Source organism: Microseira wollei NIES-4236 (genome assembly GCF_020521235.1).
GTDB classification, from domain to species: Bacteria; Cyanobacteriota; Cyanobacteriia; order Cyanobacteriales; family Aerosakkonemataceae; genus Microseira; species Microseira wollei.
Genome location: NZ_BLAY01000056.1, coordinates 1 through 24,920, shown reverse-complemented (window position 1 = coordinate 24,920; position 24,920 = coordinate 1). Strand labels below are relative to the sequence as shown.

Below are 24,920 nucleotides of genomic sequence, written 5' to 3'. Positions count from 1 at the left end.
CGTGCGTAAGTTTTGCTGAATATTAACTATTTCTGGTATTTCGGGATGGCTAAAGAGATGGCTCCCTCTCATCCGTGACAGAGAAAAACCAAAGGCTTAAATCAGCGTCACCATTTCATTGAACTGGATATTTTTTGAGCCAGACAAAACTTTTTCAAGCAGCTTGCGCTTTTTCATCCAAGTCTTAAGGTTTGGTTAGAGTTGATATGCGATCGCTCTTGCTCACATATTTTCCCACAAAGCGATCGCATTCGCACTCCGTCCCTATGGCAACCAAGGATATTGGCGAAAATCCGGTTGGCGTTTTTCCAAAAATGCCTGTTTTCCCTCTGCACCTTCCTCGGTCATATAATAAAGCAAAGTGGCATTTCCCGCCAGTTCTTGCAAACCCGCTTGTCCGTCGCAATCGGCGTTAAAAGCAGCTTTCAAACAGCGAATTGCAATTGGACTTTTTTCTAATATTTCCTTTGCCCATTTAATGCCTTCCTCTTCTAACTGTTCTACGGGAACGATGCAGTTAACCAACCCCATTTCTAAAGCTTGTTTTGCATCATATTGGCGACAGAGATACCAAATTTCCCGTGCCTTTTTTTGACCGACAATTCTGGCTAAATAACTAGCACCAAATCCTCCATCAAAGCTGCCAACTTTAGGGCCAGTTTGACCGAAAATAGCATTATCAGCCGCAATAGTTAAGTCGCAGAGGATATGCAGCACATGCCCGCCGCCAATCGCATACCCAGCTACCAAAGCAATGACGACTTTGGGCATCGATCGAATTAAGCGTTGCAAATCTAACACGTTGAGGCGGGGGACGCCATCATCGCCCACATAGCCTGCGGTTCCTCGCACGCTTTGATCTCCGCCAGCACAGAAGGCATATTTCCCATCTGTATGCGGGCCAGCGCCGGTAAAAAGTAATACACCGATGCTAGTATCTTCGCGGGCATCGGCAAAAGCATCGTAGAGTTCAAAGACGGTTTTGGGACGAAAGGCATTGCGTTTGTGAGGACGGTTAATCGTAATTTTGGCGATGCCGTCCATTTTGTGGTAAAGGATATCTTCGTAGGTTTTGGCGACTTGCCATTCAAATTGCATAGATGGGGATTTTGAGGTCAAATGTCTTCTAGTATCCACTCGGATGCGCGATCGCCCAAATCGATGGGAAAGCTAACCGCTTTGCCCAAGCGGGGTCGCTCGCGCGTCTGTTCAATATATTTTTGCACTTGGGCTGTCGCTCCCAAAGCCACAAGATAACTGGCGATGGCATCGAGGTGCGCCATATATTCTGCCTCGCTGAGAGGAAAAGACGCTTGCTCTAGATATTTCCACATCACCTGGACAAAAATCTTGCCCTGAGTGCGGCGCAGCTGCATATCGTAAGAGCGTCCCCACTTGGAAAGCAACAACTGGTGTAAGTCAGATCCCGTCATAGCCTTTCAATATAGATAGTCTTCGATCCGATGTCCCTCTAGATTATGAGAGGGGTGTCAAAAAATGTAATAATACCCAGGAGAAAGCTGTAGCAGTTCGTTCAAGAGATTGTTGCAACTGGCCTGCTAGGGCAGATTTTAGCTTGAGCTTGCCTTTGCCTCATACTTACGTGCCAGGAAGTGTGAGTTTCTCGCCAGATAGGGTGGGCTACACCCAAATCTAACGCCTGTGGACAAGAAAGTGGTGACACCCTTGAATGAAGCAGGAAGCAGAACTGGAGTAGAACTGGTGGATAGGTGGTTTGCTTCATCTAAAACATGCTCAAGATGTGGCAATATTCAACCAATGCCTCTTTAGGAGCGTGTTTACCAATGCGGTAAGTGTGACGTTTGTATCGATCGCGATTTAAATGACGCTTACAATTTGGCAAATGCCCCAAAACACCGAGTACGTGCGGCAAGCGCGGAATTGACGCCTGTGGACAAGAAGATGCCGTCATCCTTGATTGAAGCAGGAAGCAAACGTCAAGTTAAGCGAAATACTTGATTTGAGTAAGTTTTGTCTTGCACAAAGTAGTTTTGCATAACTACGGATCGGTTCTGCGTAGCAGTTGTTGACAAAAATACAGTTTTAAGCGTAGGTTATGGCTCAACTTTCAGGATCGGCGGATGTACCCGATATGGGGCGTCGCCAGTTTATGAACCTTTTGACCTTTGGTACGATTACAGGAACAGCTCTGGGTGGGCTTTATCCAGTTGTGAAGTACTTTATTCCTCCATCGTCGGGTGGTGCTGGGGGTGGCGTTACCGCTAAAGACGCTTTGGGCAACGATGTGATTGCCAGCGAGTTTGTGACTAACCGCAATACAGGCGATCGCGCCCTCGCCCAAGGTCTAAAAGGCGACCCCACCTACATTGTGGTAGGTGAAGATAAATCCATCGCCGACTACGGCATCAACGCAGTCTGTACCCACTTAGGCTGCGTCGTACCTTGGAATATTGCCGAAAACAAGTTTAAGTGTCCTTGTCACGGTTCGCAGTATGATAGCACCGGCAAGGTGGTACGCGGTCCTGCACCGTTATCCTTGGCACTGGTTCACGCCAACGTGGAAGACGATAAAGTTGTCTTTACACCTTGGACAGAAACCGACTTCCGCACGGGCGAAGACCCCTGGTGGGCGTAAAATTGCTAATCGCTAATAGCTAATAGTCAAGAACAATTAGCAATTAGCAATTAGCAATTAGCAATAGCTATTGATTTGACGGTGTTCACTGGAATTGTTGTTATTTGCAGATGAAAAAAGCTTGTTTATCGGCGATTGTACAGAGTAGCAAGCGGGTAATTTCTAGGACTTTGCTGCTTGCGATCGCCACAGTAGGAATTTTCCTCGCCAGCGGTCTATCCCTGTCCCAACCCGCTGCTGCCTATCCTTTCTGGGCGCAGGAAACTGCCCCCGAAACCCCCCGCGAACCTACGGGACGCATTGTTTGCGCTAACTGTCACCTCGCTGCCAAACCCTCTGAAGTTGAAATTCCCCAAGCGGTTCTCCCCGATACGGTATTTGAAGCCGTAGTAAAAATTCCCTACGACATCAACGCGCAACAAGTATTGGGCGATGGTTCCAAAGGCGGCTTAAACGTCGGTGCGGTTTTAATGTTGCCCGAAGGGTTCAAAATTGCTCCGGAAGACCGCATTCCGGAGGAAATGAAAGAAAAGATTGAGGGACTCTATTACCAAACCTACAAGGAAGGTCAAGATAACGTGATTATTGTTGGTCCCTTACCGGGCGAACAATATCAAGAAATCGTCTTCCCCGTTCTTTCTCCCAACCCCGCAACTGACAAAAATATCCACTTCGGTAAGTATCCCGTTCACTTGGGTGCAAACCGGGGACGCGGTCAAGTTTATCCCACTGGCGAGAAAACCAACAACAACGCTTTTAACGCTTCTGCTGCTGGTACCGTTACTGGAATTACCAAAGATGAAGATGGCGGTTATCAGGTAACGATCAAAACCGATAGTGGAGAAGTGGTCGAAACCATTCCCGCAGGTCCGGAATTGATCGTTTCTGAAGGACAAGCGGTAACTGCTGGCGAACTTTTGACCAATAACCCCAACGTGGGTGGATTTGGTCAAGATGATGGCGAAATTGTTCTGCAAAGCGCTACTCGGATTCAATGGCTGATGGCATTTATTGCCGCGATTATGTTAGCCCAAGTGCTGTTAGTGCTGAAGAAGAAACAAGTCGAAAAAGTCCAGGCTGCCGAAATGAATTTCTAAGTCTGGGTTTAAACTAAAACTAGAAACCCGGTTTCTCTAAGAAACCGGGTTTCTGCTGTTTGGAAGGCGAGGGGGCGGGTTTATTTTAGTTATCTGTTAGCAGCACAGATTATAGCGGATTGCAGCCGTATGAGGTACGGCTTTGTTTGTATAGCGGCACCGTTAACGGTGCCGCTATACAAACAAAGCGAAAACGCTTTCCCTGACTCGAAAAGCAATCCGCTGTATCTGTAAAACCCGCCCCTACAACCAACAATATATGAAGCTATGGATTAACCGGACGCGATCTTATGCAAAAACCTTGCCAGAAACCCGGTTTATGCCACATACTTAGTAACTTTTAACGCCAGTATTATTGACCTTGTAATTTTGTTTTCTTTGTGGTAAGACTGGAGCCTGGTATTTGTTAGAACTTAAAGGGTGTCATCCAGCTAAACTTGTGCCAATATGGCTGTTATCTTATGTCTCTGGGAGGATGTCTTGTAGGCAAGAACGTGCATGGATTCCCAGAGCGATCGCCAACCTTGCCTTAAAACCCAAACTGGGGTAACACTACCGTGAAAACTGCGTTAGCCGCTATTACCGTTAGCTTAAGTTTGCTTGCAGTAGTCAGCCGCGCCCAAGCTGTACAAGTCACTCTCTATGACGGCAATCCTAACGTCTCTCCTGGGAGTCAGGGTCAGCTGGGATTTGGCGCGCTCGCTGGCAATGGATTTCCTCTATCCTTAGATCCAGCAAACCCAACATCGGGTTATGAATCAGTCGGTTCAGGTGGCAGAACGGTAGACACGGCATTTACTCCTCCTAATATCTTTAATTCGACAACTGAGTATGCAGGCTACGCTAACTACAACCCCTTAACAGGTCAATTTTTCAACCGAACCTATACCCTGGACCAAACTCTAGGTTACAGTATCACTTTCAACCTCGCGCTTAACTCTTCAACTGATAATACTCTTAATCGGTCTGCTTTCAGTATTACCGTAACTAGCAGCGATGGTTTATCGGGAATTGAAATAGGTTTCGAGCCTAATTCTATTATTGGTCGGAATGCTGATTTTACCCCCGGAGACACTGCAAATTTTAATACCAGCGCATCTACGAACTATACACTCGCAGTTGTTGGCAATAATTACACCCTTTCCTGGGGTTCAGGAAGTCTAGCTGGTGCGCTACGTAGCTACAGCTTCGATCCGGCAAATAGCGATCCACCTTTAGGGACTTTCAATCCCTATAGAATCGGAAATTTCCTATCCTTTGCCGATAATACCGGACAAGAATCTGGCACTTTTACTCTGGGTGCTGTTTCTGTCTCTACGAATACCGCTGCTGCGGTTCCTTTCAATTTCAATCCGACATTTGGTTTATTAATTCTGGGTGCATGGACTGGATTTATTCATTTGAAAACTCAACAGAAATGAGAACCTTTCTTGCACCCGTTCAACAATTTCAACTCAGAAAATTTTGGTTATTAGTTCTAGCAGGAGGCTTAATTGCCCTCCACCTTCATTCCAGTTTGGACGCGAAACTTACTAACTTAGTCGTCACCAGCGTTTTGTTTATTGGTGCTATCATCTTCAAATTAAAGCAGAAACGCAGCACCTTAAACTTAGAAAGCAATCTGCTATGCAAAATTAGTGGGGCCTTGCTCATTGCTTTTGTTTTCTTCAGTCAGGCATTCTTGCCCAATTACGACTTTTTAATTCGGCTTTTACCTTTCATTTCAGGTTTAGGACTGACTCTCTTGGCTTCCGGAATTAAAGGATTAAAGCAATATTGGCAGGAATTAATGTTGCTTTTGGTTCTAGCGGTTCCTCTAGAATTGCTAATCAATCCGGTGAATCAGATTTTTCATATTACCAAGCTCCTGGCTAAGATTTCAACTTTCATCCTCTGGTATGTAGGATTTCAAGTCACTCGTCAAGGGGATTTAATTATTTTACCTGAAAAAGCCACGTGGGTGGGGCCGAATTGTTCGGGTGTTTTAACGATGCTTTGGATGCTGCAACTGGCGATTCTTTTTTTAACCACCTACCCCACCAACAAGGTAAAAAAAATATTAGTTCCCGCAGTTGCTGTTTTAATTGTAATGGTTGTCAATGGCATTCGGATCGCGATTATGGCACTTTTAGCTGCTTACAATTATCCAGCTTTTGAATACTGGCATTCCGATAATGCTCAGATATTTTCTACCATTCCCCTGCTGATTTTTTGGTGGTTTTGTCAATCTTTAAGGCGTAATAGGTAATAGGTAATAGGTAATAGGTAATTGGTAATTGGTAATTATTTTACCATTACCTATTACCGATTACCCATTACCCAAAATATCGATCTACAATGGCAACCAGCTAACCAAGTGAAAGCTGATCGCTTATGAACTTGCTAACTTATTCTCTCCATCTCCTTGGATCAGGTGCTAATGCATACATCCTGGCTCGCCAATTACGCGACCCCCTAACCCGGCCTAACATATTAGCGGGTTACCAACTCGCCGAATCGGGTTCGGTTCCTTTCCTGGAAGCACTCAGAGATCGAGCCGCAAACGAAGGTGATACCTGGCTTGCGGATCGACTCACTCGCCACGCCGCCGACGAGAAGCGTCACGGGTTAATTTTCGCCCACGGACTCAAGCGGTTGAACAAGCGCGCGATCAATTGCAAGCAGGTATCGGAAAGTACCACGGAAGGGAAACCAAGTCAACGCGATCGCCGTCCCTTCTTTGCAGCCTACTTTGACGGCTACTCCCAGGAAAGCTTAAAACCCCAAAACATCGACTGGATAGTCTTTTTAGCTTAACCCGTCAGAAGCCCCATGTCTGACCCGTTAGGGCAGCGTGGGATGAATGACTCTGCAATTTTTGCGCGTCCCCCAACTGAATTTCTGCGTGGCAGAAAAAGGGAGTGGGGACAGCGCCTTAATTGCTAAGCGAGTGGACTATCTTGCGACTCTTCCCACAGGTAATCAATCTTGCGTTAGAGTAGTTATTTAAACGCTCTAAATCCTTATGCTGAAGGCTGTCAAAGTCCGAATTTACCCAACCAATGTCCAGCAAGCTCATCTTGCTAAGGCATTTGGTTGTGTACGTTGGGTCTTCAATCAGTCACTCGCTACCATCTCTCAAACTTATAAAGAGACAGGTCGTGGTGTTTCAGCGATGGACATGAAGAAACAGATACCGATCTGGAAGCAAGAGCATGAATGGCTCTCCCAATGCTATTCCCAATGCTTGCAGCAATCTGTTTTGAATCTGGGAGCTGCTTTTGGTAACTTCTTTGATGGTCGTACAGGCTATCCCACATGCAAAAATCGACATGGAAGGCAGTCGATTCAGTATCCCGCAAATGTCAAAATTTTGAACAATTACGAGATAAAGTTCCCAGGCTCGCTTGGAACAGTGCAAGCCAAGATTCATCGTGACTGTGTTGGGAAACTGAAGACTGTTACCTTATCGAGAATGCCTGATGGTAGGTATTATGCTTCTCTGCTACTGGATGATGGTATAGAAAAACCTGAATCAAGCAGCGACGGTAAAGCAATTGGGATTGACTTAGGCTTGATTGATTTTGCTGTGACTTCTGACGGTTCTAAGTTCAAAAATCCAAAGCATCTCAAGAAACACTCACGCAACCTGAAACGCAAACAGCGTAAGTTATCTCGCAAGAAAGACAAGACCACAAATAAACGCCGTAAAGCCAAACTAGCGCTGGCGAAAGTGCATGACAAAATCTCAAGAGTGAGAGAGGACTTCCTACACAAACTATCCCGCAAGATAGTGAACGAGAACCAAGTGATTGTGGTGGAAGATCTAGCAGTTAAAAACATGGTGAAGAACCATAACCTAGCAAAGTCGATCTCTGACGCTGGTTGGGGGATGTTTCAGACCATGCTCAAGTACGCAGAGTCGTTAGGAAAAATCTACCTGGAAATTGGGAGATTTTTTCCTTCATCTCATCTCTGCAATGTAACCCTGCTACCTATTCCAAAGATGGATCTCTCAGTGCGATCGTTCTTCTGTCCCCACTGTCAAGCGCATCATGACAGAGACGTGAATGCAGCAATTAACATCAGAAATGAAGGCTTGCGGATACTGGCGTTGGGAACCAGCGCTACTGCCCAAGGAGGCAATGTAAGACCAAAACGGTTTGGACGCAAGTCCACGATCGCAGAGGCAGTTGCTGTTGAATTGGGAAGCCAAAACCTACCCTGATGGCAGACCCGTTAGGGCAGTGTAGGTAGTTCACAACTCGATGCGGGCAAAGATTTTGCCCGCATGGCGAAGGTGTTACCAGAAGACGATCCCAACAGCAAAAACCTCAAACAGGGTATTTTGAGTATCGCTAACGATGAAACCCGTCACGCTGCTTATCTTTACGAAGGACTTCAGCGGCGTCTCTCCCATACTGATGCCTATGAAATAGTCCAAGAATGGCGACAGCGCAAAGTAAATGCTTTGATAGCGATGGCGAGTAATTTATTTCAAAAAGGTGGAAAAATCCCCTCAATGGTACAAGAAGGCGCACCGACAGATTTACCCGATGTTGATGTGGCAGAATCTCAGTTAGCTATCGCCTAGAATTTCGGGGTGAGAAACCGGGTTTCTGCATCAGGCTGAGATTTCCAAGGGCTTTTAGCTAAAATCCTCTAAAGAGGATTGAAATATGTTTGAGTCCATTTCAATGGACTTAAGCTGCTCGCCTTGGAAATTGATTTCCGGGCGGGTTAGTGCAAAAGTGCAAGATATGAATAATACCATGTCCGGTCGATTACCCATGATTGGGAGTAGGGAACATCATAGATACTTTGCAGAAACAGATAACTTTAAAGTTAGCCGTGCCCCTACGCAACGATGCGGTAGTGTGTATGGGCAATTCAACGGACATGATATAAGTTTTCAACCGCACCAATAAACACCAAAATCTAAAACTATTGACCATTAAACGCCGTAAATTTATCAAAACATTGGCAGTAGCAGCAGTAGCCTCCCAGTTACCGATAGCACGGGCATATGCATCTCGCAGCCGCATAAAACCACCTTGTTTAAAACCAGGGGATACGATAGGATTAATCGCCCCTGCCGGTATTGTAGATCCAGAAAGTATCGAGCCAATAACGCAAAAGTTAGCAACTTTGGGATGGCAAGTCAAATTAGGAAACCACCTGCTAGATCGGTATGGTTATCTAGCAGGAAAAGATAGCGATCGCGCCGCAGATGTAAACTCTATGTTTGCCGATAAATCAGTGCAAGCGATTCTAGCAGTGCGAGGCGGTTGGGGATGCAATCGCATATTACCATTATTAAATTACAAACTCATCCGCAATCATCCCAAAATTATCATGGGGTTAAGCGATATCACCGCTTTACTCTTAGCAATTTATGCCAAAACTAATGTAATTACTTTTCACGGACTCACCGGCACTTCCACTTGGAATGAATTTTCCCTAGATTACCTGCGGCGCATTTTATTCAACGGCGAAGCGGTAACAATGCAAAATCCCACCAACACCGATCTGAGGGTGGAAACGATTAGAGGCGGAACAGCTAGGGGAAAATTAGTCGGGGGGAATTTATCCGTCTTAGCGGCAATGGTCGGATCTTCTTACCTGCCAAAATGGCAACATAACATCTTATTCTTAGAAGATATTAGAGAAGAAGTTTACCGGATAGACCGAATGCTGACTCAGTTAGAGTTGGCAGGTATATTGCCGCAAATATCCGGCTTTGTGTTTGGAAATTGCCGACAATGCGATCCAGAAGAACCGGATAAATCTCTAACGCTCATGCAAGTCTTGCAAGAGCGCATCTCGCCATTAGGAATTCCTGCCTGGTACGGTGCGGCAATCGGTCATATTCCGGATAAATTTACCCTGCCAATTGGCGTGGAGGTTGAAATTGATGCCACTGCTGGTACTATTAAAATGCTGGAAGCGGCGGTAAAGTAATCCAGAGGAACTTCAGGAGCAGAGGAGAAAAATTAATTATGGTCAATTCACCGCAATTAATATAAATTGATACAACTTGATAAACAAATATTAACAACAGTTCGCCTATCAACCGATCGGATGAGCCAAGTGGAGGATGTACAATGGTGTAAATTTCAGGTAGTTTGAAAAAGCGATCGCTGACTGTTCAAAATACGTTAAACCTCACCCTTAAGGGTGAGTCTACACATACAAACTCCGCTGGCGCGGACTATAGAATAAGGAAGGCGATCTAACCAATTTTAAACTCTCTTCTTTCCTCTGGGTCGGGAGCGGTTCGTTAAAAAAGTCTTATTTACCCTGAACAATAATGGAAAATCTCTCATCATCTACTAAACCAATGTTGCCTGTTTTACCAGAAATTATTGATGGACTGCCTAATATTTCCGGATGGGAAGAGGAAGTGCAATCCGTCGTGCAACAAAACGATCCAGTATTTTTACGTAGAACGAATCTCAGATTAAGCGAAATACGGGCAGGATTTGCGATCGCGTTGCACATGCACCAGCCTACCATCCCCGCCGGACAAAATGGCGAATTAATTAGCAACCTGCAATACATGTTTGAACATCCCCACGCAGGAGACAACCACAACGCAGGTGCATTCGCTTGGTGTTATAGTCGCATGGCAGACTTTATCCCCGAATTAGTAGCGCAAGGATGCAACCCCCGCATCATGCTGGACTATTCCGGCAATCTTTTGTGGGGACTCAGACAAATGGGACGCGGGGATATCCTCGAAAACCTCAAACGCATTACATGCGACCCTGCCTACCAACCTTACGTAGAATGGCTAGGTACAATGTGGAGTCACTCCGTCGTCCCTTCTACTCCCATCCCCGATATCAAACTGCAAATACAAGCATGGCAACATCATTTTGCCGCAATATTTGGTTGGGAAGCATTGGCGCGAGTCAAAGGATTTTCTCCCCCAGAAATGCACCTTCCCAATCACCCCGATACCTTATTCGCCTTTGTTAAAGCACTCAAAGAATGCGGTTATCGCTGGGTAATGGTGCAAGAAAACTCCGTCGAAACCATCGAAGGCTTACCCCTATCTGAAAAATATTTACCCCATCGTTTAATTGCGCGCAACTCCCAAGGCGAAACCCTGAGTATTACAGCACTAATTAAAACCCAAGGTTCGGATACAAAATTAGTCGGACAAATGCAACCTTACTACGAAGCCAAAAATTATGCTCCCAAACTATTGGGTAACGCATCAGTTCCGCCACTCGTTACCCAAATTGGCGATGGGGAAAATGGCGGGGTGATGATGAACGAATTTCCCAACGCATTTAAACAAGCTTGGCACGAAATGGCGCAAGGTGGGGGAACCACTGGCGTTGTAGGAATGACGGGAACCGAATATCTAGAACTAATCGAAGCTGCGGGTTGCAACAGCGATGATTATCCCGCCTGTCAACCTATCCAGCAACACCTAATTTGGCAGCGAGTTTCCCAAGAAAACTGTACCCCCGATGCGGTGGAGAATGCGATTGAGCAATTAAAACAAACCGATCCCCATTTTCACATGGATGGGGCTTCTTGGACAAATCACTTGAGTTGGGTAAAAGGATATGAAAATGTTTTAACTCCGATCAATAAACTCAGCGCTTTATTCCACGAAAAAAGGAATACTGGCTCTCGCGAAGCACTGCTTTACAATCTCTTGCTGCAAACCAGTTGTTTTCGTTACTGGGGACAAGGGGTTTGGACTGACTATGCGCGCGAGATCTATCGGCGGGGGGTGACACCCCCTGTGACGGCTGGTTAATTTTTCTCGTGATTTTCCCCGATCCCGATTCTATAACTGCATCCGGAACATAGGTAATCACCCGGATGTGTGAAAGCACAAGGGGTGAGACTATCTGCTCCCAATATCCGTAAAGCGATGGGATCGTCAAAACTAGCGATCGAGATCACATCCAAAACATGATGCGATCGCCTGCAAAGATACCTTTTTAGATCAGACTCAATAATAACGATTATGGAGGGGCCAACTAACGACCCAATAAAACAATGGAAACCATTAAAATGACCAGATTAATAAACTTTTTACAAGAAGACTTAGCTGTCCCCAATACATCTATATCCCTAGCTATGCGACAAAGTGAAAATTCTACCAGTACCTTACCGATTATTCTGTGGCAGTACGGACTGATCACCTTGTCCCAGCTAGACCTGATATTTGATTGGTTAGAAACAGCATAAGATGGTTAAGCGAACGCAACCCACCCTCGACGAAACCGGGTTTGTTTAGAAACATAACAAACCCGGTTTTCAACTAAAAATCCACGCATCCGCGTCAAAATCCGCGCGTATCAGTCCCCAGTAATCGACAACCCATCAACCCAAATTCGCGGACACACACCCCGTGGAGTCACCTTCTCCTCCTTCTCCACAAAAACAATCGACTTCAGGACTTGCAAAAAGTCTCCCGCCACCGTCGCCGAATCAATACTCGTCCACTTACCGTTACTCACCATCCACCCATCAAACGGTAGAGAAAACGAACCTTGCAACGCTTTCACCCCTGCATGGAGTGCTTGCAAGTCATCGACATAAATAATGTTTTCAGCTGTATCAAGACTGTACTCCCGTTCCGCCGGATTGCCTGGAAATACGTGATAAAAGTGCGATCCAACTGTCACTTTAGCTCCCATATTAGCATGTCCCGTTGGCTGAGCATTCAACCGTTTCGCCGTCCCAGAACTGTGGAGAAAACCCGTTAAAATCCCATTTTCCACCAGAGAAACTCGGCGAGTTGGCGTCCCTTCCCCATCAAACGTTTCTGCCGAAATATTTCCAGAATGCAAAGCATCATCGCACACAGAAAGCAGGGGCGAAGCAATTTGCCCTCCCAAAGATTCCGGAGTCGAAAGACTTTGCTTATCCAGAATACTTTGCGCGTTGAACAGATTAGAAAAAGCACCCAACAAATCTAAAAACGCTTCCGGCGAGAAAACCACGCAATACTTACCCGACTTGACTTTTTCATAATTCAAGTGAGAGATAGTTTTCTCTGCCGCTTCCTTGAGACATCCATCAATATCTAAAAGCTCGACGCTGCGGTTCATTCTCACAGCACCAGCACTGCGAGGTTTTCTTCCTTCTTCCTCAGTTTTGCTGTAAAGATAGATCGAAGCATAGGAGCGAGATTCGTTTCGCAGCGCGCCTTCGCTATTGAGATAAAACTTGTCAATATCCCGTTGCGACAGTCCGTTATAAGGCACGCCTTTAATCGCCGGATGCGCTTCCATGAGTTGCTTCTCAACCGATATCAAGCTTTCGATTAAGTTAGAAACTGGCGCTTGCGGTGCTTTCTCATTGGGTATATCTGCCACGGTAGCAAAAGCTTCCGGACTAAAATCGGGTACGTGTTCCTTCGCACCAAAAAAACTTGCCTCGTAGGCAGTTTTTAAAGCTAATTCCAATCCATTGGCATCTACATCTGTCGTGCTGGTAATGCCTACAGTATTATTTTCATTCCAAACTCGAACCGTCACCCCAGAACGCTGGGAAGCCTTAACCTGCTTCGGTTCCCCCCGATCTACTTGCACGCTAGTTTCATCGACACTCGATCCATAGATATCGAATTTCTTGATACCCAGTTGCGCGGCTTTTTCCTTGGCTTCAGATGCAATTTCGTTGAGACTCGACATAGATTTTGCTAATTGCTAATTGCTCATTGCTCATTGGTAATTGGTAATTGGTAATTGAGCAGAAAATACCTCTTACCTATTACCTATTACCTATTACCCATTACCTATTACCGTCCACCTACGGTAATTGAATCCACCTTAATATGCGGCTGTCCAACAGTTGTGTAAATATTACCGCTGACCGAGCCGCAGAAACCGGGTGCGAGGGATAAATCTTGGGAACACATCGAAATCTTATTCATGATTTCCTTTGCTTCGCCGATGAGAATGGCTCCTTTTAACGGTTTGGTAATCTTGCCATTTTCAATCAGATAAGCTTCATCAACTCCGAAGTTAAATTGCCCCGTAGCACCCACGCTACCGCCGCCCATCTTTTTGCAGTAAATTCCTTTATCGACGGAGGCGAATAAATCTTCCAGGGTATAATCTCCGGGAGCGATGTAAGTATTTCGCATCCGCGACGCCGCAGCAAAGGTATAATTCTGACGGCGACCGCTACCTGTTCTGGGATGTCCGGTACGCAACGAACCTGCTCGGTCTGCTAAGAAGTTTTTCAGCACGCCTTTTTCAATCAATAAAGTTCTTTGAGTCGGCATTCCTTCATCGTCCATATCGACGGTGCCGAAAGCATTCTCCGAGCGTCCTTCGTCCCAAGCGGTTAAACTTTCGTGGGCAATCTTTTCGCCTTTTTTCTCGGCAAAGGGAGTCGTTTTCCGTTCAATTTGAGTTGTTTCTAACAAGTGTCCGCAAGCTTCGTGGAAAATTACCCCGCCAAAGTGATTCGCCATGATAATCGGGTAAGTTCCCGATTCTACGTAATCGGCGTAGAGCATTTTTCCGGCTGATTCTGCTACTTGTTCCGCAGCGCCTTCGTAATTCCAATTTCTCAAGAAATTAGCATCGCTAGTATTTCCAGCACGTTCGGCGATCGAGGAACGATTTGCCCCGTCAGCGCACAACAAGTTGTATCCTACCGATTGAGTCAGGCGGATATCGCGGGCAAAAGTCCCGTCGCTGGCGGCGACTAACACTTCTTGCCAATCTCTAAAATAGGTGGCGCGTCGGGATTGCACGTGGGAGGCTTTTTGCTTCAGCTTGTCATTCCCAGCGAGCAGAATTTCTCCCATTTCCCGCATCGAACTGCATGAGGCTAGCCAAGTATCTTTTCCTTTTTTTGTAGCGTAGTCTCGCAGCAGTTCCAGGTTAATTTCCGGGATATAGGCGTTGGGTGCGGGGAGTTGCAATCCCAGAATCGAAAGACCTTTTTCTAAGGCTGATTTTAATCCAGAAAATGATAAATCGTTGGTGCTGACGTAGCAATCAGCTTGTCCGCGAAACACGCGCACCCCTGCGCCCGTGGTCAGGCGGGGGGCGATGCTGGTAATGGCGTCGTCTTCTGCGAGGCAGCTAATATAGTTGACGCGCTCTAAGAAAAATTCGATCAAGTCTGCACCGGCGGCACGTCCCAATCCCAGCAGGGTAGCTAAGGGAGCTTCCCAAGTTTCATCGAAGCGGGCGGGTGTAGGGCTATATTGCAGCGTCGGCAGTTGCTGAGACAGAAGGAGAGTACTCGAATAAGTAGAGAGCGTCATCGGTGGGCGTCCTTGCTCTTGGGTTGATTGACTTTTCTCACGCTTATATAGTTTAACAAATCATTAAAGCCTTGCCGGAGAATGACTTGGCAGCCTAAGCTATAATCTGGGCAAATTACGGATTGGTTGTTAAAGTAGCCAAGTCTCCCTGGTTTCCCCCCACCCAATGAGTGCATCTCCACGCCAACAAACCGCTAAAACTCTCCTAAATTAGAGATAACTTTACCTGCCCGTTACAGCGTGCTACCTCCCGAATTATTCAACCAACCATTTTTGGTAATCCAAATCTCAAACGGTTATTGCTGCCTACCCTTGGTAGGCGGTACTAGCTGGTCAATTGGGCGGAGTGGGGATAACAATTTGATCTTGCCAGATCGGTTAATCTCCCGCCATCATGCAGTATTACAGTGTAACGAGGAGGGCGGCTTTTATTTGCTCGATTTAATTAGTAGAAATGGTTCGTTTGTCAATGGGTGTAGGGTGATTGTTCCTCTCAGGTTACGCCATGGGGATCGGATAAAATTTGGCAATACTAATCTAGCCTTCTGCTGCCTCAGTACAAACCTCGTGCTAGATGGAACATCAACACAGGATACCAGCAATACCCAAATCGGGACGCGGTTCGTTTGGCGTCTAGCCTCGGTAATGGTTGTCGATCTGCGCAATTTAACGTTATTAACTCAGCAAATAGACAAACAAATCCTCGCCCCCTCCCTCGACACTTGGTATCGAGAGATCACGAATATTATTACCTCCTTGGGTGGCTTAGTAGACAAAAATGTCGGCGGCAATGTCGGAGTTATCAAAGCTATCTGGTTTCATCGCTATCATGGGTTCAATAATGTAGATATTCTCCAGGTCTTTCAAGCCATCAGCGCCATCAACAAACGTACAATCGAGTTAAATCGAGAGTTTTTACCTTTCCCGTTAAGCATCGGGGCAGGAATTAATACGGGGTATGGACTCGTTGATAATATGAGGATGGGCGAACGCCTCTACTACTTATCTTTAGAACCTACATTGAATGCCGCTTTTCATCTTGGTTCTGCCACTCAAGAAATTGGTTGCGACTTAGCTTTAGCCGAAAGCACTTACAAATATTTATCGATGTTAAACAACCTTGAATCTATTTTTCAGCAATATACCGTTAATCTCAAAGGCTACAACAATCCCGTAGTTACTTACGCGGGTTTGTTCGCCGATCTAGATCGGTTTTTCCAGTAAATTTTAACTCAGATCTTGCACCAGTCGCCAGACGAGGCAGAGCCTCGTTGCTCTCGTTCCCAGGCGATCTCGTTCCCAGGCAAGTGCCTGGGAACGAGATGGGGGAGGCTCTGCCTCCCCAGGGGTTTCTGCCTCAAGATCGCATCACGGGACTGGCGTGGTGATTAACTAAATACCACTTCTGTGCCATGCGTTCAAAGATATTTGTTGCCAGAGACTGCGCTTGTACTCTCCTGCCATTAATCACTTGAAAGACATTTTCAACCAGGAAAACGTAAGCAATATCGCCCCTGACTTCGGCGACGACTATTTCTAGTTCAACTTCGATGTAATTTGTATTCTTAAATATCTGCTCCCAAGAATAGCGAATGTCTTTCCAACCTTTGAGCGCTTGCCATCCAGGATGAACGCAAATCGTCGCAACTCCTTGCGACCAAACGCTGCTCATCGCTTCGATATCTTTTCGTTCAAAAGCTCGATAAAAAGCTTTATTCGCTTCTAATACTGCGGTTTTATCCTCGTTCATTTTCGATTTCAGATTTTAGATTTTAGATTTTGCCGGAATGACAATCCTATTTTTTGTAATAAAGTGACGATTGATACAGAATTTTTTCTTGATGGGTGTATAGCGTACAATCGGATAAAGCATAAGCCACGCAGGTAATGGTGTACCCGGCTTCTATTTCTCCAGGACGAAGAAATTTTTGCTCGCTTTGATCTACCTCGCCACCGATTAACTTGGCTACACAGGCGGAACACTCGCCGATTTTGCACCCGGATGGCAAGCGAATACCAGCTGCTTCTGCCATATCGAGAATATATTGATCGTCTGGTACTGCAATTGTACGGTCTAGACCCATTGCAGGATTTAGGAGACGGACTTGATAAACTGCCATTTATCTAACTGTTAACCAAAATATGGGATTTCGGGTTGGTTCAATAAATAATTATGATGCGATATGAGTAGCAAGTCTCGCTCACGCTCTCCCACCCGCCCCAATATTAAGTTTTTTTGAAATATTCCATAACTTACGCCTATTGTTATAGCTCCAACAGCACTATGCTTGCCTGGGATCGCCTACAGCCACAATTGTTTCAGGATCTGCTGTGTTACACTATACAATTGCTAATTAAAATAAATCTTCCCAGCAAGATATACGCATCAAGAAAATTGGTGCTATAGTTAAGCTTACGTAAAGAGGAGCTTAACCTGCTGTTAACCTCCGGCTGTACGAGGGCAAGTCCCAAGGCCGCCACAAGCCGCCCCAGGAAAAGCACTCGGCACGATCAGCCATTAGAGGGGAAAAACGCTGTCATCAGAGGATGTCTTCTACACCATAAGTTAGAGATTGCTCATAGAGACGGCAACCAAGCATGGGACGCTGCTTTCAACTTGTAGTACTGGTTGGGAACCAAGGGGGGGCAACGCTAATGTCAAAAATTGCTGTGCTGGTGCCATTCACCAAAACTGCTAATGCAAAGTTCTGGCACTACCGCTTCATCCGTATTAGTAGTGGCGTCGTTGGTTTGAGATGTTGAGAACAGCGGCACTATTTGCCGTTAAGTAACCATCAACCCGCGATAACAGAACTGAAGAATTAGGAGAAAAACAAAAAATGACTGGGGTAACTGTACAGTCCACTGAGAGTGGGCTACAGGTTGTACATGCTATGCCTGGTCGGGTGCGACTGCGTGCATCTGGCAGCAGTCTGCTCTTGGCTGACTATTGGGAAGAGCGACTCGAAGACTTCGCACAACGACTGCGACAAGAAGAGGGCGTGTGCAACGTCAACGCGAATATACAAACTGGCAGCTTGGTCGTTACATTTGATGAAAATACGCTGTCTTATTCGCAGATGTTTGCAGTGCTGAAAAAATGCGGCGTTGCAACAGCGACAGAATTTCCAGATCAAGAAGATGGGGCAGATGGGTTCTGGCTAGATACGACGCAGCTGGAGTCGGTCATCCCTTTAATTGCCGGGGCGCTGATTACTGGCGGGTTGGGCATTCAAGGCTTACCAGCGATTCCAGTTTACCTGCTGGCGGCGGGTACAACTCGTCAGCTGATCGAACAGTTTGAGGAAGAGGACTTCGGGAGCAGGTGGGCAGGTGAGCAGCGTAGCACAGGCGTCTCGCCTGTGGGAGCTGAGGTGAATATCCCAGTTCCCCATCTCCAGTCACCTGTTCAAAAGATTGCTTACAGCGTTGTTCATGCGGTGCGGGGACGGGTGCGGTTTAATGTGTCTCGGCTATTTCAGGACGGTATTTATGCTAGCCGACTGGAAAAACTTGCCCAAGCTGATAGCAATATTACCAGCGTCCGCGTGAATCGAGCGGCGGCTTCGGTTACTTTCACCTACGATGCCAAAGCGGTTTCGGAAACTGAAATACGTTCTCGTTTGGTCGAGCTAATTCAGCGTGCGGGGGAAGCGTTTAAGCCGACTTATACTGCTGTGGTAGAAAACAGCAACAGCCAAACCCTTCAGCCGCGTGTAACCGCAAAATCTCACCTGCCCAAGAGCCTAAAAGCCCAACTGCCCAATCAGCCGCCAAAAATTACCTATTTAACTGGGTTGAAGCCGCCAGCACTAGCATTAATTTTGAACTTCATGGCTCACCTTTACTAACAAGCTTGAGTCAGCTTCTTGCATGGGAGGCCAAGCTATGCTAGAATCGAAGATTCATCCAACAAAACAGACACAACCAATTCTGGAGTCCTTTTGGCAAGCGCTTTTATGGTTGTGGCGTGCTTGGAGCAAGACACTGACGCCAAAGGCGGGGACTAAACGCCAAGTTGCACTGCGCGAGCAAGTAGCTTACAGCGTTGTCCATGCAATTCCCGGAAGAGTTCGGTTTCGGGTATCAAAGCTTGTCCGCGATGCAGAATATGCCCATCGCTTGCAAATGTTGGCTGATTCCGACAGCAACATTACCGGCGTGCGGATTAACCGCAACGCAGCATCGGTGGCGTTTAATTATCACCGATTGGAAATATCCGATCTTGTTAGTTTGATTCAGTCTGCTGGGAAATATATTGAGAAAGATTGGCTGAGTCAACGGCCCAAAGGAGAAACGGTGCAATGGAGAGATGGGGAGATTTTCTCTGTCTCATACCAAAACCACACCCACCCTGAAGGGTGGGGCTACACAAACGAAGCCCGCCGGCGCGGGCTGGAGAATGGCGGCGATCGCTGCCCTCACCCTGAAGGGTGGGGCTATACAGGCGAAGCGCGCTGGCGCGGGCTGGAGAATGAGGGGGAAATATTGCCGGGTTTGGTAATATCTGGTGACACACAAAGTTCAGAACAAAATTTACTTGAGCCGATTGCTAAGTTGATTATTCTTGCTTGTTCGTTGGAAGTGCGAAAAGCTGAAATTCCATCAAGTTGCTGTTTGCTCAAAAGTCAAACTGGAAAACCGCTTTATGGCGGTGCTAAAGCTTCCCGGATTGTTAAACTTCGCAAACTTCACGTTTTAATTTGAGGGAAAAATGGAAGAAACTTCTCAGGTCATGACACTGCATCCGCCACCAGTTGCCGTACATTCGGCGACAGGAAATGGCTTGGCTAACGGTCACAAAAATGGGCATGGTAAGGGGAAAACTTATGCCCTGGCTAAGCAAGAAATAGCCTGTAGAGTTATCCATGCAGTCAAAGGACGGGTGCGGTTTCGAGTCCCTCGACTCGGTTACGATGCAGATTATGCCCAACGGTTGGAAAGTTTAGTCGCATTAGATACTCGCATAAAAACGACACGGATAAACCGCGCAGCGGCTTCGGTGGCATTCACATACGAAACAAAAGGAGTTTCGGATGGAGAAATGGCAAGTCAACTGCAAAGGTTGATTCAGTTAGCGACGACAGCAATTGTATCGGAAGATACAAAGGGTAAATTGGCAAAAGCGGAACCGTCAGAGGAGAGCAGCTGCTGGGCGGGGATGAAGTTACCAGCGATCGCTTCAACTTTAGCACTCCTGGGCGGGCCATTCGGGTTACCAATTCCGGCTGCAATTATCGCCGGGACAATTGCAATTACTGCATTGCCAGTGGCAAAACGCGCCTGGGAAAGCATCACCCAAGAACGGCGATTAAATATCGACTTTTTAGACTTATCGGCAATTGTTATTACCACTTGCCAAGGTCACTTTATCACCCCGGCGCTGATGTTGAGTTTAGTCGAATTTGGCGAAGCAATTCGAGAGCGGACGGCGCGAGCTTCTAAAAAACAAACCCTCGATTTACTCGACTCTTTAGGACAATTTGTCTGGGTGGAACGAGACGGGAAAAAACAAGAAATTTCCATCAAAGAAGTGGTGCGGGGCGATACGGTTATTGTTTACCCCGGCGAACAAATTCCCGTTGACGGTCACATTATGCAAGGGAAAGCATTAATTGACCAGCAAAAGCTAACTGGCGAGTCGATGCCGGTAATGCGAGAAACTGGGGAAGAAGTTTATGCTTCAACTTTGGTGCGGGAAGGCCAAATTTATATTCTGGCAGAACGAGTCGGTGCAGATACTAGGGCGGGACAAAGCATCCGGTTAATGCAAGAAGCACCGATTCACGATACCAAGATTGAAAATTACGCGGCGAAAGTTGCCAACCAAGCTGTAATTCCCACCTTATTATTAGGCGGTATTGTGTTTGCTGGAACTCGCAACTTGGCGCGGGCGGCTTCAGTTCTCACCCTCGACTTTGCCACGGGGATAAGGGTTTCAGTTCCCACAACTGTATTAGCAGCGCTTAGTTATGCCGCGCGACGGGGTATTTTAATCCGCAGCGGACGTGCTTTAGAGCAATTAGCTAAAGTCGATGCGGTTGTGTTCGATAAAACTGGCACTCTGACTCAAGGGGATGTTGCAGTTATTGGGGTGAGAACTGTATCTTCGGCGCTGCAAGATTGGGCAAATCCAGAAATGCGGTTGTTAGAACTCGCCGCAGCTGCTGAAAAACGTTTAACTCATCCGGTTGCATCGGCGATTGTGCGCTACGCTGAAGATAAAGGCGTTAATAACCTGACTCGCGGCGAGTGGGAGTATCAAGTGGGTCTGGGCGTCAGGGCAGAAATAGATGGGCAGATCGTGTTGGTAGGCAGCGATCGCTTCCTGCGCCTTTCCGGTGTGAGTACAGATACTCTGTACGCAGAGCATCCAGAAATCAAAACCAACGGCGTCTCGTCGATCTGCGTCGCCAGCAACGGCGAATGTTTGGGGATTGTGGAATACACCGATCCCCTGCGGAAAGAAACCCCGGAAGTGATTCGGGCGCTAGCAACCGCAGCAGGTATGGAAATACACATGCTCACCGGGGATAGCCGTCAACGCGCCAACGCCGTAGCCGCCCAATTGGGTATCCCGCCAACGCAAACTCACGCCGAGGCATTTCCAGAAGATAAAGCAGCTGTAATTAAACAGTTGCACGCAGCAGGTAGAACGGTTGCCTTTGTTGGCGATGGGATTAACGACTCTGCCGCCTTAGCTTATGCCGATGCTTCGGTTTCGTTTGCTGATGGATCGGATGTAGCGCGGGAAACCGCCGATGTGGTGTTGATGAGTAACAATTTGCGGGGTTTGGTGGAAGCGGTGGCGATCGCCAAACAAGCGATGCGACTGATCCATCAAAATACTAGCATCGTAATTGCACCAAACCTGGTTGCCTTAATCGCCGCTGCTGCGGTTGGGATCAGCCCCTTAAGCGCAACCATCGTGAATAATGGAACCAGCGTCATCGCTGGGGTGAACGGTTTGCGCCCGCTGATGAACGGGAAAAAGAAGCCAAAGTCGTCGCTTGTCTGACGATTGACGGAGGGCGGGTTTAAATAAACTGTGGATAATTGCATAAATGGTAGGTAAAACCCGCCCCTACACCAGTCAACCCTCGAAAGATTTGTAACTGTAAGGAGAAACACAATGGCATTTAAACCAATTGAATTAGTCGAAGATATGGGGACACCCGGTATCGTAGCGGGTTTGGGAGCGATCTTCTTAGCCCCATTACTGATTCCAGCAGTCGCTAAAATTGGCAAACCAATTGCCAAAACAGTGATTAAAGGCGGAATTGTCGCCTACGAAAAAAGCAAAGGCGCTTTTGCAGAAGCTGGCGAAGTTTTCGGCGATATCATAGCCGAAGCTAAGTCAGAACTGGCGCTAGACGAGCAAAAGGCACTGGAAACAACTTCTCATCCTGAAGTCCCGAATACGTAAGGTCAGTAGGGGGTAAAAATGGTTGATGCCGTGCCTCTAATCTGGGCACGGCATGGAAAAATGTTTTTACTCGTTTCCCGCGGGAAGAATACTTTTTATTGAACCGCGAAGGCGCGTTAGCGTTCGCGCAGCGGCGCGGATGCGCTCAGCGATTCGCGATAGCGAATTAGGACACGAAGGAAGAAAAAGGAAGTAAGAAAGAGTTTTAACGGGTTTGAGCTTTAAGCTTGAAATTTATTTCAATGGTTAGGAAATTTAAGAATTCAGATTTAAAATTAGTTCAATCTAAAGTTTGAAGTTAGATAGTAGGCAGAGACAAGCAACAGCAATGAATGCAACAGCACTAGCAAAGAGATCCACACCAATTCAAAGCCGCATCGTAAGTTCTACCCCAGGGCGGATGCGGTTGAAAGTGGGGCATCAACACCGCAATTCCCAGGCGCTGGAACCGATTACCCAAGCGTTAAAGTCTCAACTGGGGATTTATGATGTGAGGACAAATACCCACACCGGCAGCATTACTATCATGCACGCTACAGAGCATCTTAGTGGTGAAGATATTTATGCTATGTTGCGAGATTTAGGCGTAATTTTCGCCGATATCGCTGGCGGCAGATCCGAGGTAGCATCGAATATTACGTCTGCTGTTTATGACCTGAATCGGCGAGTGAGAAAAGGAACAAATGGTGTGGTGGATTTGCGGATATTAATGCCCCTGGCACTGGGGGCGCTGTCGATACGACAGTTACTGGTTAAAGGTCTGCAATTAGACATTATTCCTTGGTACGTTTTAGCCTGGTATTCTTTTGATAGCTTTATCAAATTGCACTATACCAGCGAGCCGCAACCGCGCAGGGAGAATCAGTAAAATGGCTCGAAAAACTGGGTTAAAAGTATTACATGCAATGCCTGGGCGGGTGCGTCTTGGCGTTACAGGCGGCGATAAGACAGATGCATATTTATTGTCTGACCAATTGGATGCCCTGGCGCAACGATTGCAGCAGCAAGAAGGCATCCGCAATGTCAGCGCCAATGCAAAAACTGGCAGTCTGACGGTTAATTTCGATCCCTCTACCCTGTCTTTATCCCGTTTGTTGGAACGACTTCAACAATGGGGTGTTTTGGCAAGTGCTGCGCTACCTTCCCAGCAACCGAAACAAGATTTTTCATTCTTGCAGTCGGGTGATTTTTGGCAAGAGCAACTCAATACAATTATCCCGATTGTGGCGGGATTGCTGATAGTCCGGGCGCTGAAATTACAGGGGTTGTGGACAATTCCTGTTTACGTGCTAGCGGCAAGTTTCACCCGCAAGCTGATGCAGCAGTTGGAAAGAGATTTGATCGTGCCTTTGGCAGTTGCGGAAACTGTTGGGAAGTCAAAAGTAAAAGTTTCCCAATCTGAAAATAAGGTTAATCAAAATGGGGACGAACCTCCCTCGATTGGGCCAGAGATAATTGCAGCATCTCAACCGCTACAATTCGATAATGATGGACATTTGGGAAATGCGATCGCTTACCGCCTCGCCCACGCCATTCCCGGCAGGTTGCGCTTCCACGTCGAGCGAGTTGCTACGGATTCCGAGTATGCGCGTCGCCTCGAACTTTTAGCACAAGAAGATCCTTGGGTTACAAGTTTGAAAATCAACCGCAAAGCAGCTTCTGTCACCTTTACCTACGTCGCAGGTGCGAACAAAGATACTAAGGGTGCAGTTGCCCGCGTGGCGAATTTAATTCAAGCCGCTGGCGAGGTCGCCGTGCCAAGTGTAATGGCACCATTTATACCAACGCCACCACCGCCAACAAAGGCAGAAGAGATAGACGCTTCCTCAACGCTTGCAGAGCAGGATGCTGGGGAAGAAGCTGTATTGCCGACTCCAGAAGTTACTGAAGATTTGGTGGCGGAAGAGACTAGCGAGGAAGGGAATGCGATCGCTGACTCACCTACAGAACCACAAGTATCCGAAGTTACTGAACAAATCAGCGATATTACTGAAGAAACCCAGTCATCAGACAACGAAACCACAACCTCAAACGAACTAAGGTCAGAAGAACCATCGATATTAGCTCCAGCCGTAGCAAAATTTTACTCTCGGTTGAAGCAATGTATCGCCAAGATTGTTAGTCGTTTATCATCGGTTGAATGGTTTGAAGTTCATCCCAGAGATGCACCCAACGCCATTTAATCGAAACAACTAACTGAAATTATTGTGGGGTGGGACGTATTGCCCGCCCTATTTTTATTTAAAATTTAAAGATAGCGTAGGGGCACGGCATGATTAAGGTTATCTGTTTTTGGGAGATATCTCGCCCGCCGTGCCCCTACTTCTAATTCAGCACGGCATGATTAAGGTTATCTGTTTTTGGGAGATATCTCGCCCGCCGTGCCCCTACTTCTAATTCAGCACGGCATGATTAAGGTTATCTGTTTTTGGGAGATATCTCGCCCGCCGTGCCCCTACTTCTAATTCAGCACGGCATGATTAAGGTTATCTGTTTTTGGGAGATATCTCGCCCGCCGTGCCCCTACTTCTAATTCAGCACGGC

General features: G+C 46.8%; 24 protein-coding genes and 1 pseudogene. 19 read left to right on the top strand and 6 right to left on the bottom strand.

The window, feature by feature from the left end:
- Nucleotides 1-264: 264 nt before the first annotated feature.
- Both menB and MiSe_RS19200 read right to left on the bottom strand, forming a co-directional pair.
- Complete coding sequence (menB, locus tag MiSe_RS19205; protein WP_226583741.1) at nucleotides 265-1,098, bottom strand: 1,4-dihydroxy-2-naphthoyl-CoA synthase; 834 nt, start codon at nucleotides 1,096-1,098, stop codon at nucleotides 265-267.
- A gap of 17 nt (nucleotides 1,099-1,115) precedes the next feature.
- A complete protein-coding gene (locus MiSe_RS19200) occupies nucleotides 1,116-1,433 on the bottom strand; it encodes a DUF3067 family protein (protein WP_226583739.1) in 318 nt (105 codons plus the stop codon).
- Nucleotides 1,434-2,077: 644 nt separating this feature from the next.
- Here MiSe_RS19200 and petC point away from each other — a divergent pair.
- From petC to MiSe_RS19140, 12 genes and pseudogenes are all read left to right on the top strand, one after another.
- The gene (petC, locus tag MiSe_RS19195) at nucleotides 2,078-2,617 is read left to right on the top strand and encodes a cytochrome b6-f complex iron-sulfur subunit (protein WP_226583737.1); all 540 of its coding nucleotides are present in this window, start codon (nucleotides 2,078-2,080) and stop codon (nucleotides 2,615-2,617) included.
- Nucleotides 2,618-2,727: 110 nt separating this feature from the next.
- On the top strand, nucleotides 2,728-3,714 hold the full coding sequence (gene petA / locus MiSe_RS19190; protein ID WP_226583735.1) for a cytochrome f: 987 nt from the start codon (nucleotides 2,728-2,730) through the stop codon (nucleotides 3,712-3,714).
- Nucleotides 3,715-4,271: 557 nt separating this feature from the next.
- The gene (locus MiSe_RS19185; protein ID WP_226583733.1) at nucleotides 4,272-5,135 is read left to right on the top strand and encodes a PFE-CTERM domain-containing protein; all 864 of its coding nucleotides are present in this window, start codon (nucleotides 4,272-4,274) and stop codon (nucleotides 5,133-5,135) included.
- Entirely contained in the window at nucleotides 5,132-5,962 is an 831-nt protein-coding gene (gene crtA / locus MiSe_RS19180) for a cyanoexosortase A (protein WP_226583731.1), read from the top strand. The genes MiSe_RS19185 and crtA overlap by 4 nt, the downstream gene beginning before the upstream one ends.
- Before the next feature lie 125 nt (nucleotides 5,963-6,087).
- Nucleotides 6,088-6,507, top strand: a pseudogene (locus tag MiSe_RS19175) (ferritin-like domain-containing protein); the annotation flags it as partial.
- A gap of 49 nt (nucleotides 6,508-6,556) precedes the next feature.
- Nucleotides 6,557-6,703 (top strand): hypothetical protein, encoded by a 147-nt coding sequence (locus MiSe_RS19170; protein ID WP_226583724.1) that lies wholly within the window; start codon nucleotides 6,557-6,559, stop codon nucleotides 6,701-6,703.
- 15 nt (nucleotides 6,704-6,718) lie between these two features.
- A complete protein-coding gene (locus tag MiSe_RS19165; protein WP_226583721.1) occupies nucleotides 6,719-7,921 on the top strand; it encodes an RNA-guided endonuclease InsQ/TnpB family protein in 1,203 nt (400 codons plus the stop codon).
- 63 nt (nucleotides 7,922-7,984) lie between these two features.
- Nucleotides 7,985-8,287: a hypothetical protein gene (locus tag MiSe_RS19160; protein WP_226583719.1), complete on the top strand. Its 303-nt coding sequence runs from the start codon at nucleotides 7,985-7,987 to the stop codon at nucleotides 8,285-8,287.
- An 85-nt stretch (nucleotides 8,288-8,372) separates the two neighbouring features.
- A complete protein-coding gene (locus MiSe_RS19155) occupies nucleotides 8,373-8,621 on the top strand; it encodes a hypothetical protein (protein ID WP_226583717.1) in 249 nt (82 codons plus the stop codon).
- A 19-nt stretch (nucleotides 8,622-8,640) separates the two neighbouring features.
- Nucleotides 8,641-9,654 (top strand): S66 peptidase family protein, encoded by a 1,014-nt coding sequence (locus tag MiSe_RS19150; protein WP_226583713.1) that lies wholly within the window; start codon nucleotides 8,641-8,643, stop codon nucleotides 9,652-9,654.
- 379 nt (nucleotides 9,655-10,033) lie between these two features.
- A complete protein-coding gene (locus MiSe_RS19145) occupies nucleotides 10,034-11,470 on the top strand; it encodes a polysaccharide deacetylase family protein (RefSeq protein ID WP_226583710.1) in 1,437 nt (478 codons plus the stop codon).
- Nucleotides 11,471-11,715: 245 nt separating this feature from the next.
- Nucleotides 11,716-11,907 (top strand): DUF2949 domain-containing protein, encoded by a 192-nt coding sequence (locus MiSe_RS19140; protein ID WP_226583707.1) that lies wholly within the window; start codon nucleotides 11,716-11,718, stop codon nucleotides 11,905-11,907.
- Between the two features lie 110 nt (nucleotides 11,908-12,017).
- On the opposite strand, the gene MiSe_RS19135 is transcribed toward MiSe_RS19140, so the two are convergent.
- Together MiSe_RS19135 and MiSe_RS19130 are read right to left on the bottom strand one after the other, a co-directional pair.
- Nucleotides 12,018-13,358 (bottom strand): TldD/PmbA family protein, encoded by a 1,341-nt coding sequence (locus MiSe_RS19135; RefSeq protein WP_226583705.1) that lies wholly within the window; start codon nucleotides 13,356-13,358, stop codon nucleotides 12,018-12,020.
- A gap of 107 nt (nucleotides 13,359-13,465) precedes the next feature.
- Entirely contained in the window at nucleotides 13,466-14,950 is a 1,485-nt protein-coding gene (locus tag MiSe_RS19130; RefSeq protein ID WP_226583703.1) for a TldD/PmbA family protein, read from the bottom strand.
- Between the two features lie 273 nt (nucleotides 14,951-15,223).
- On the opposite strand from MiSe_RS19130, the gene MiSe_RS19125 reads away from it, so the two are divergent.
- Entirely contained in the window at nucleotides 15,224-16,174 is a 951-nt protein-coding gene (locus MiSe_RS19125) for an adenylate/guanylate cyclase domain-containing protein (protein ID WP_226583701.1), read from the top strand.
- Nucleotides 16,175-16,307: 133 nt separating this feature from the next.
- On the opposite strand, the gene MiSe_RS19120 is transcribed toward MiSe_RS19125, so the two are convergent.
- The gene (locus tag MiSe_RS19120; RefSeq protein WP_226583680.1) at nucleotides 16,308-16,700 is read right to left on the bottom strand and encodes a nuclear transport factor 2 family protein; all 393 of its coding nucleotides are present in this window, start codon (nucleotides 16,698-16,700) and stop codon (nucleotides 16,308-16,310) included.
- A gap of 46 nt (nucleotides 16,701-16,746) precedes the next feature.
- Nucleotides 16,747-17,070 (bottom strand): 2Fe-2S iron-sulfur cluster-binding protein, encoded by a 324-nt coding sequence (locus MiSe_RS19115; RefSeq protein ID WP_226583678.1) that lies wholly within the window; start codon nucleotides 17,068-17,070, stop codon nucleotides 16,747-16,749.
- Nucleotides 17,071-17,790: 720 nt separating this feature from the next.
- On the opposite strand from MiSe_RS19115, the gene MiSe_RS19110 reads away from it, so the two are divergent.
- The 6 genes from MiSe_RS19110 (at nucleotide 17,791) to MiSe_RS19085 (ending at nucleotide 24,559) form a co-directional block, all read left to right on the top strand.
- On the top strand, nucleotides 17,791-18,801 hold the full coding sequence (locus tag MiSe_RS19110; protein WP_226583676.1) for an HMA2 domain-containing protein: 1,011 nt from the start codon (nucleotides 17,791-17,793) through the stop codon (nucleotides 18,799-18,801).
- A gap of 37 nt (nucleotides 18,802-18,838) precedes the next feature.
- Entirely contained in the window at nucleotides 18,839-19,657 is an 819-nt protein-coding gene (locus MiSe_RS19105; protein WP_226583674.1) for a hypothetical protein, read from the top strand.
- A gap of 7 nt (nucleotides 19,658-19,664) precedes the next feature.
- The gene (locus MiSe_RS19100) at nucleotides 19,665-21,968 is read left to right on the top strand and encodes a heavy metal translocating P-type ATPase (protein WP_226583672.1); all 2,304 of its coding nucleotides are present in this window, start codon (nucleotides 19,665-19,667) and stop codon (nucleotides 21,966-21,968) included.
- A gap of 114 nt (nucleotides 21,969-22,082) precedes the next feature.
- A complete protein-coding gene (locus MiSe_RS19095) occupies nucleotides 22,083-22,376 on the top strand; it encodes a DUF5132 domain-containing protein (protein ID WP_226583670.1) in 294 nt (97 codons plus the stop codon).
- A gap of 328 nt (nucleotides 22,377-22,704) precedes the next feature.
- The gene (locus MiSe_RS19090) at nucleotides 22,705-23,244 is read left to right on the top strand and encodes an HMA2 domain-containing protein (protein WP_226583669.1); all 540 of its coding nucleotides are present in this window, start codon (nucleotides 22,705-22,707) and stop codon (nucleotides 23,242-23,244) included.
- A 1-nt stretch (nucleotide 23,245) separates the two neighbouring features.
- Nucleotides 23,246-24,559, top strand: a complete 1,314-nt coding sequence (locus MiSe_RS19085) for a hypothetical protein (RefSeq protein WP_226583660.1) — start codon at nucleotides 23,246-23,248, stop codon at nucleotides 24,557-24,559.
- Nucleotides 24,560-24,920 lie beyond the last annotated feature (361 nt).

Coding starts and splice junctions, on each gene's coding strand:
- MiSe_RS19100 (WP_226583672.1), top strand. CDS start 19,665: ATGGAAGAAACTTCTCAGGTCATGACACTGCATCCGCCACCAGTTGCC.
- crtA (WP_226583731.1), top strand. CDS start 5,132: ATGAGAACCTTTCTTGCACCCGTTCAACAATTTCAACTCAGAAAATTT.
- MiSe_RS19140 (WP_226583707.1), top strand. CDS start 11,716: ATGGAAACCATTAAAATGACCAGATTAATAAACTTTTTACAAGAAGAC.
- petC (WP_226583737.1), top strand. CDS start 2,078: ATGGCTCAACTTTCAGGATCGGCGGATGTACCCGATATGGGGCGTCGC.
- MiSe_RS19130 (WP_226583703.1), bottom strand. CDS start 14,950: ATGACGCTCTCTACTTATTCGAGTACTCTCCTTCTGTCTCAGCAACTG.
- MiSe_RS19200 (WP_226583739.1), bottom strand. CDS start 1,433: ATGACGGGATCTGACTTACACCAGTTGTTGCTTTCCAAGTGGGGACGC.
- MiSe_RS19165 (WP_226583721.1), top strand. CDS start 6,719: ATGCTGAAGGCTGTCAAAGTCCGAATTTACCCAACCAATGTCCAGCAA.
- MiSe_RS19115 (WP_226583678.1), bottom strand. CDS start 17,070: ATGGCAGTTTATCAAGTCCGTCTCCTAAATCCTGCAATGGGTCTAGAC.
- MiSe_RS19110 (WP_226583676.1), top strand. CDS start 17,791: ATGACTGGGGTAACTGTACAGTCCACTGAGAGTGGGCTACAGGTTGTA.
- MiSe_RS19090 (WP_226583669.1), top strand. CDS start 22,705: ATGAATGCAACAGCACTAGCAAAGAGATCCACACCAATTCAAAGCCGC.
- MiSe_RS19170 (WP_226583724.1), top strand. CDS start 6,557: ATGACTCTGCAATTTTTGCGCGTCCCCCAACTGAATTTCTGCGTGGCA.
- MiSe_RS19135 (WP_226583705.1), bottom strand. CDS start 13,358: ATGTCGAGTCTCAACGAAATTGCATCTGAAGCCAAGGAAAAAGCCGCG.
- petA (WP_226583735.1), top strand. CDS start 2,728: ATGAAAAAAGCTTGTTTATCGGCGATTGTACAGAGTAGCAAGCGGGTA.
- MiSe_RS19085 (WP_226583660.1), top strand. CDS start 23,246: ATGGCTCGAAAAACTGGGTTAAAAGTATTACATGCAATGCCTGGGCGG.
- MiSe_RS19145 (WP_226583710.1), top strand. CDS start 10,034: ATGTTGCCTGTTTTACCAGAAATTATTGATGGACTGCCTAATATTTCC.
- menB (WP_226583741.1), bottom strand. CDS start 1,098: ATGCAATTTGAATGGCAAGTCGCCAAAACCTACGAAGATATCCTTTAC.
- MiSe_RS19155 (WP_226583717.1), top strand. CDS start 8,373: ATGTTTGAGTCCATTTCAATGGACTTAAGCTGCTCGCCTTGGAAATTG.
- MiSe_RS19095 (WP_226583670.1), top strand. CDS start 22,083: ATGGCATTTAAACCAATTGAATTAGTCGAAGATATGGGGACACCCGGT.
- MiSe_RS19105 (WP_226583674.1), top strand. CDS start 18,839: ATGCTAGAATCGAAGATTCATCCAACAAAACAGACACAACCAATTCTG.
- MiSe_RS19120 (WP_226583680.1), bottom strand. CDS start 16,700: ATGAACGAGGATAAAACCGCAGTATTAGAAGCGAATAAAGCTTTTTAT.
- MiSe_RS19160 (WP_226583719.1), top strand. CDS start 7,985: ATGGCGAAGGTGTTACCAGAAGACGATCCCAACAGCAAAAACCTCAAA.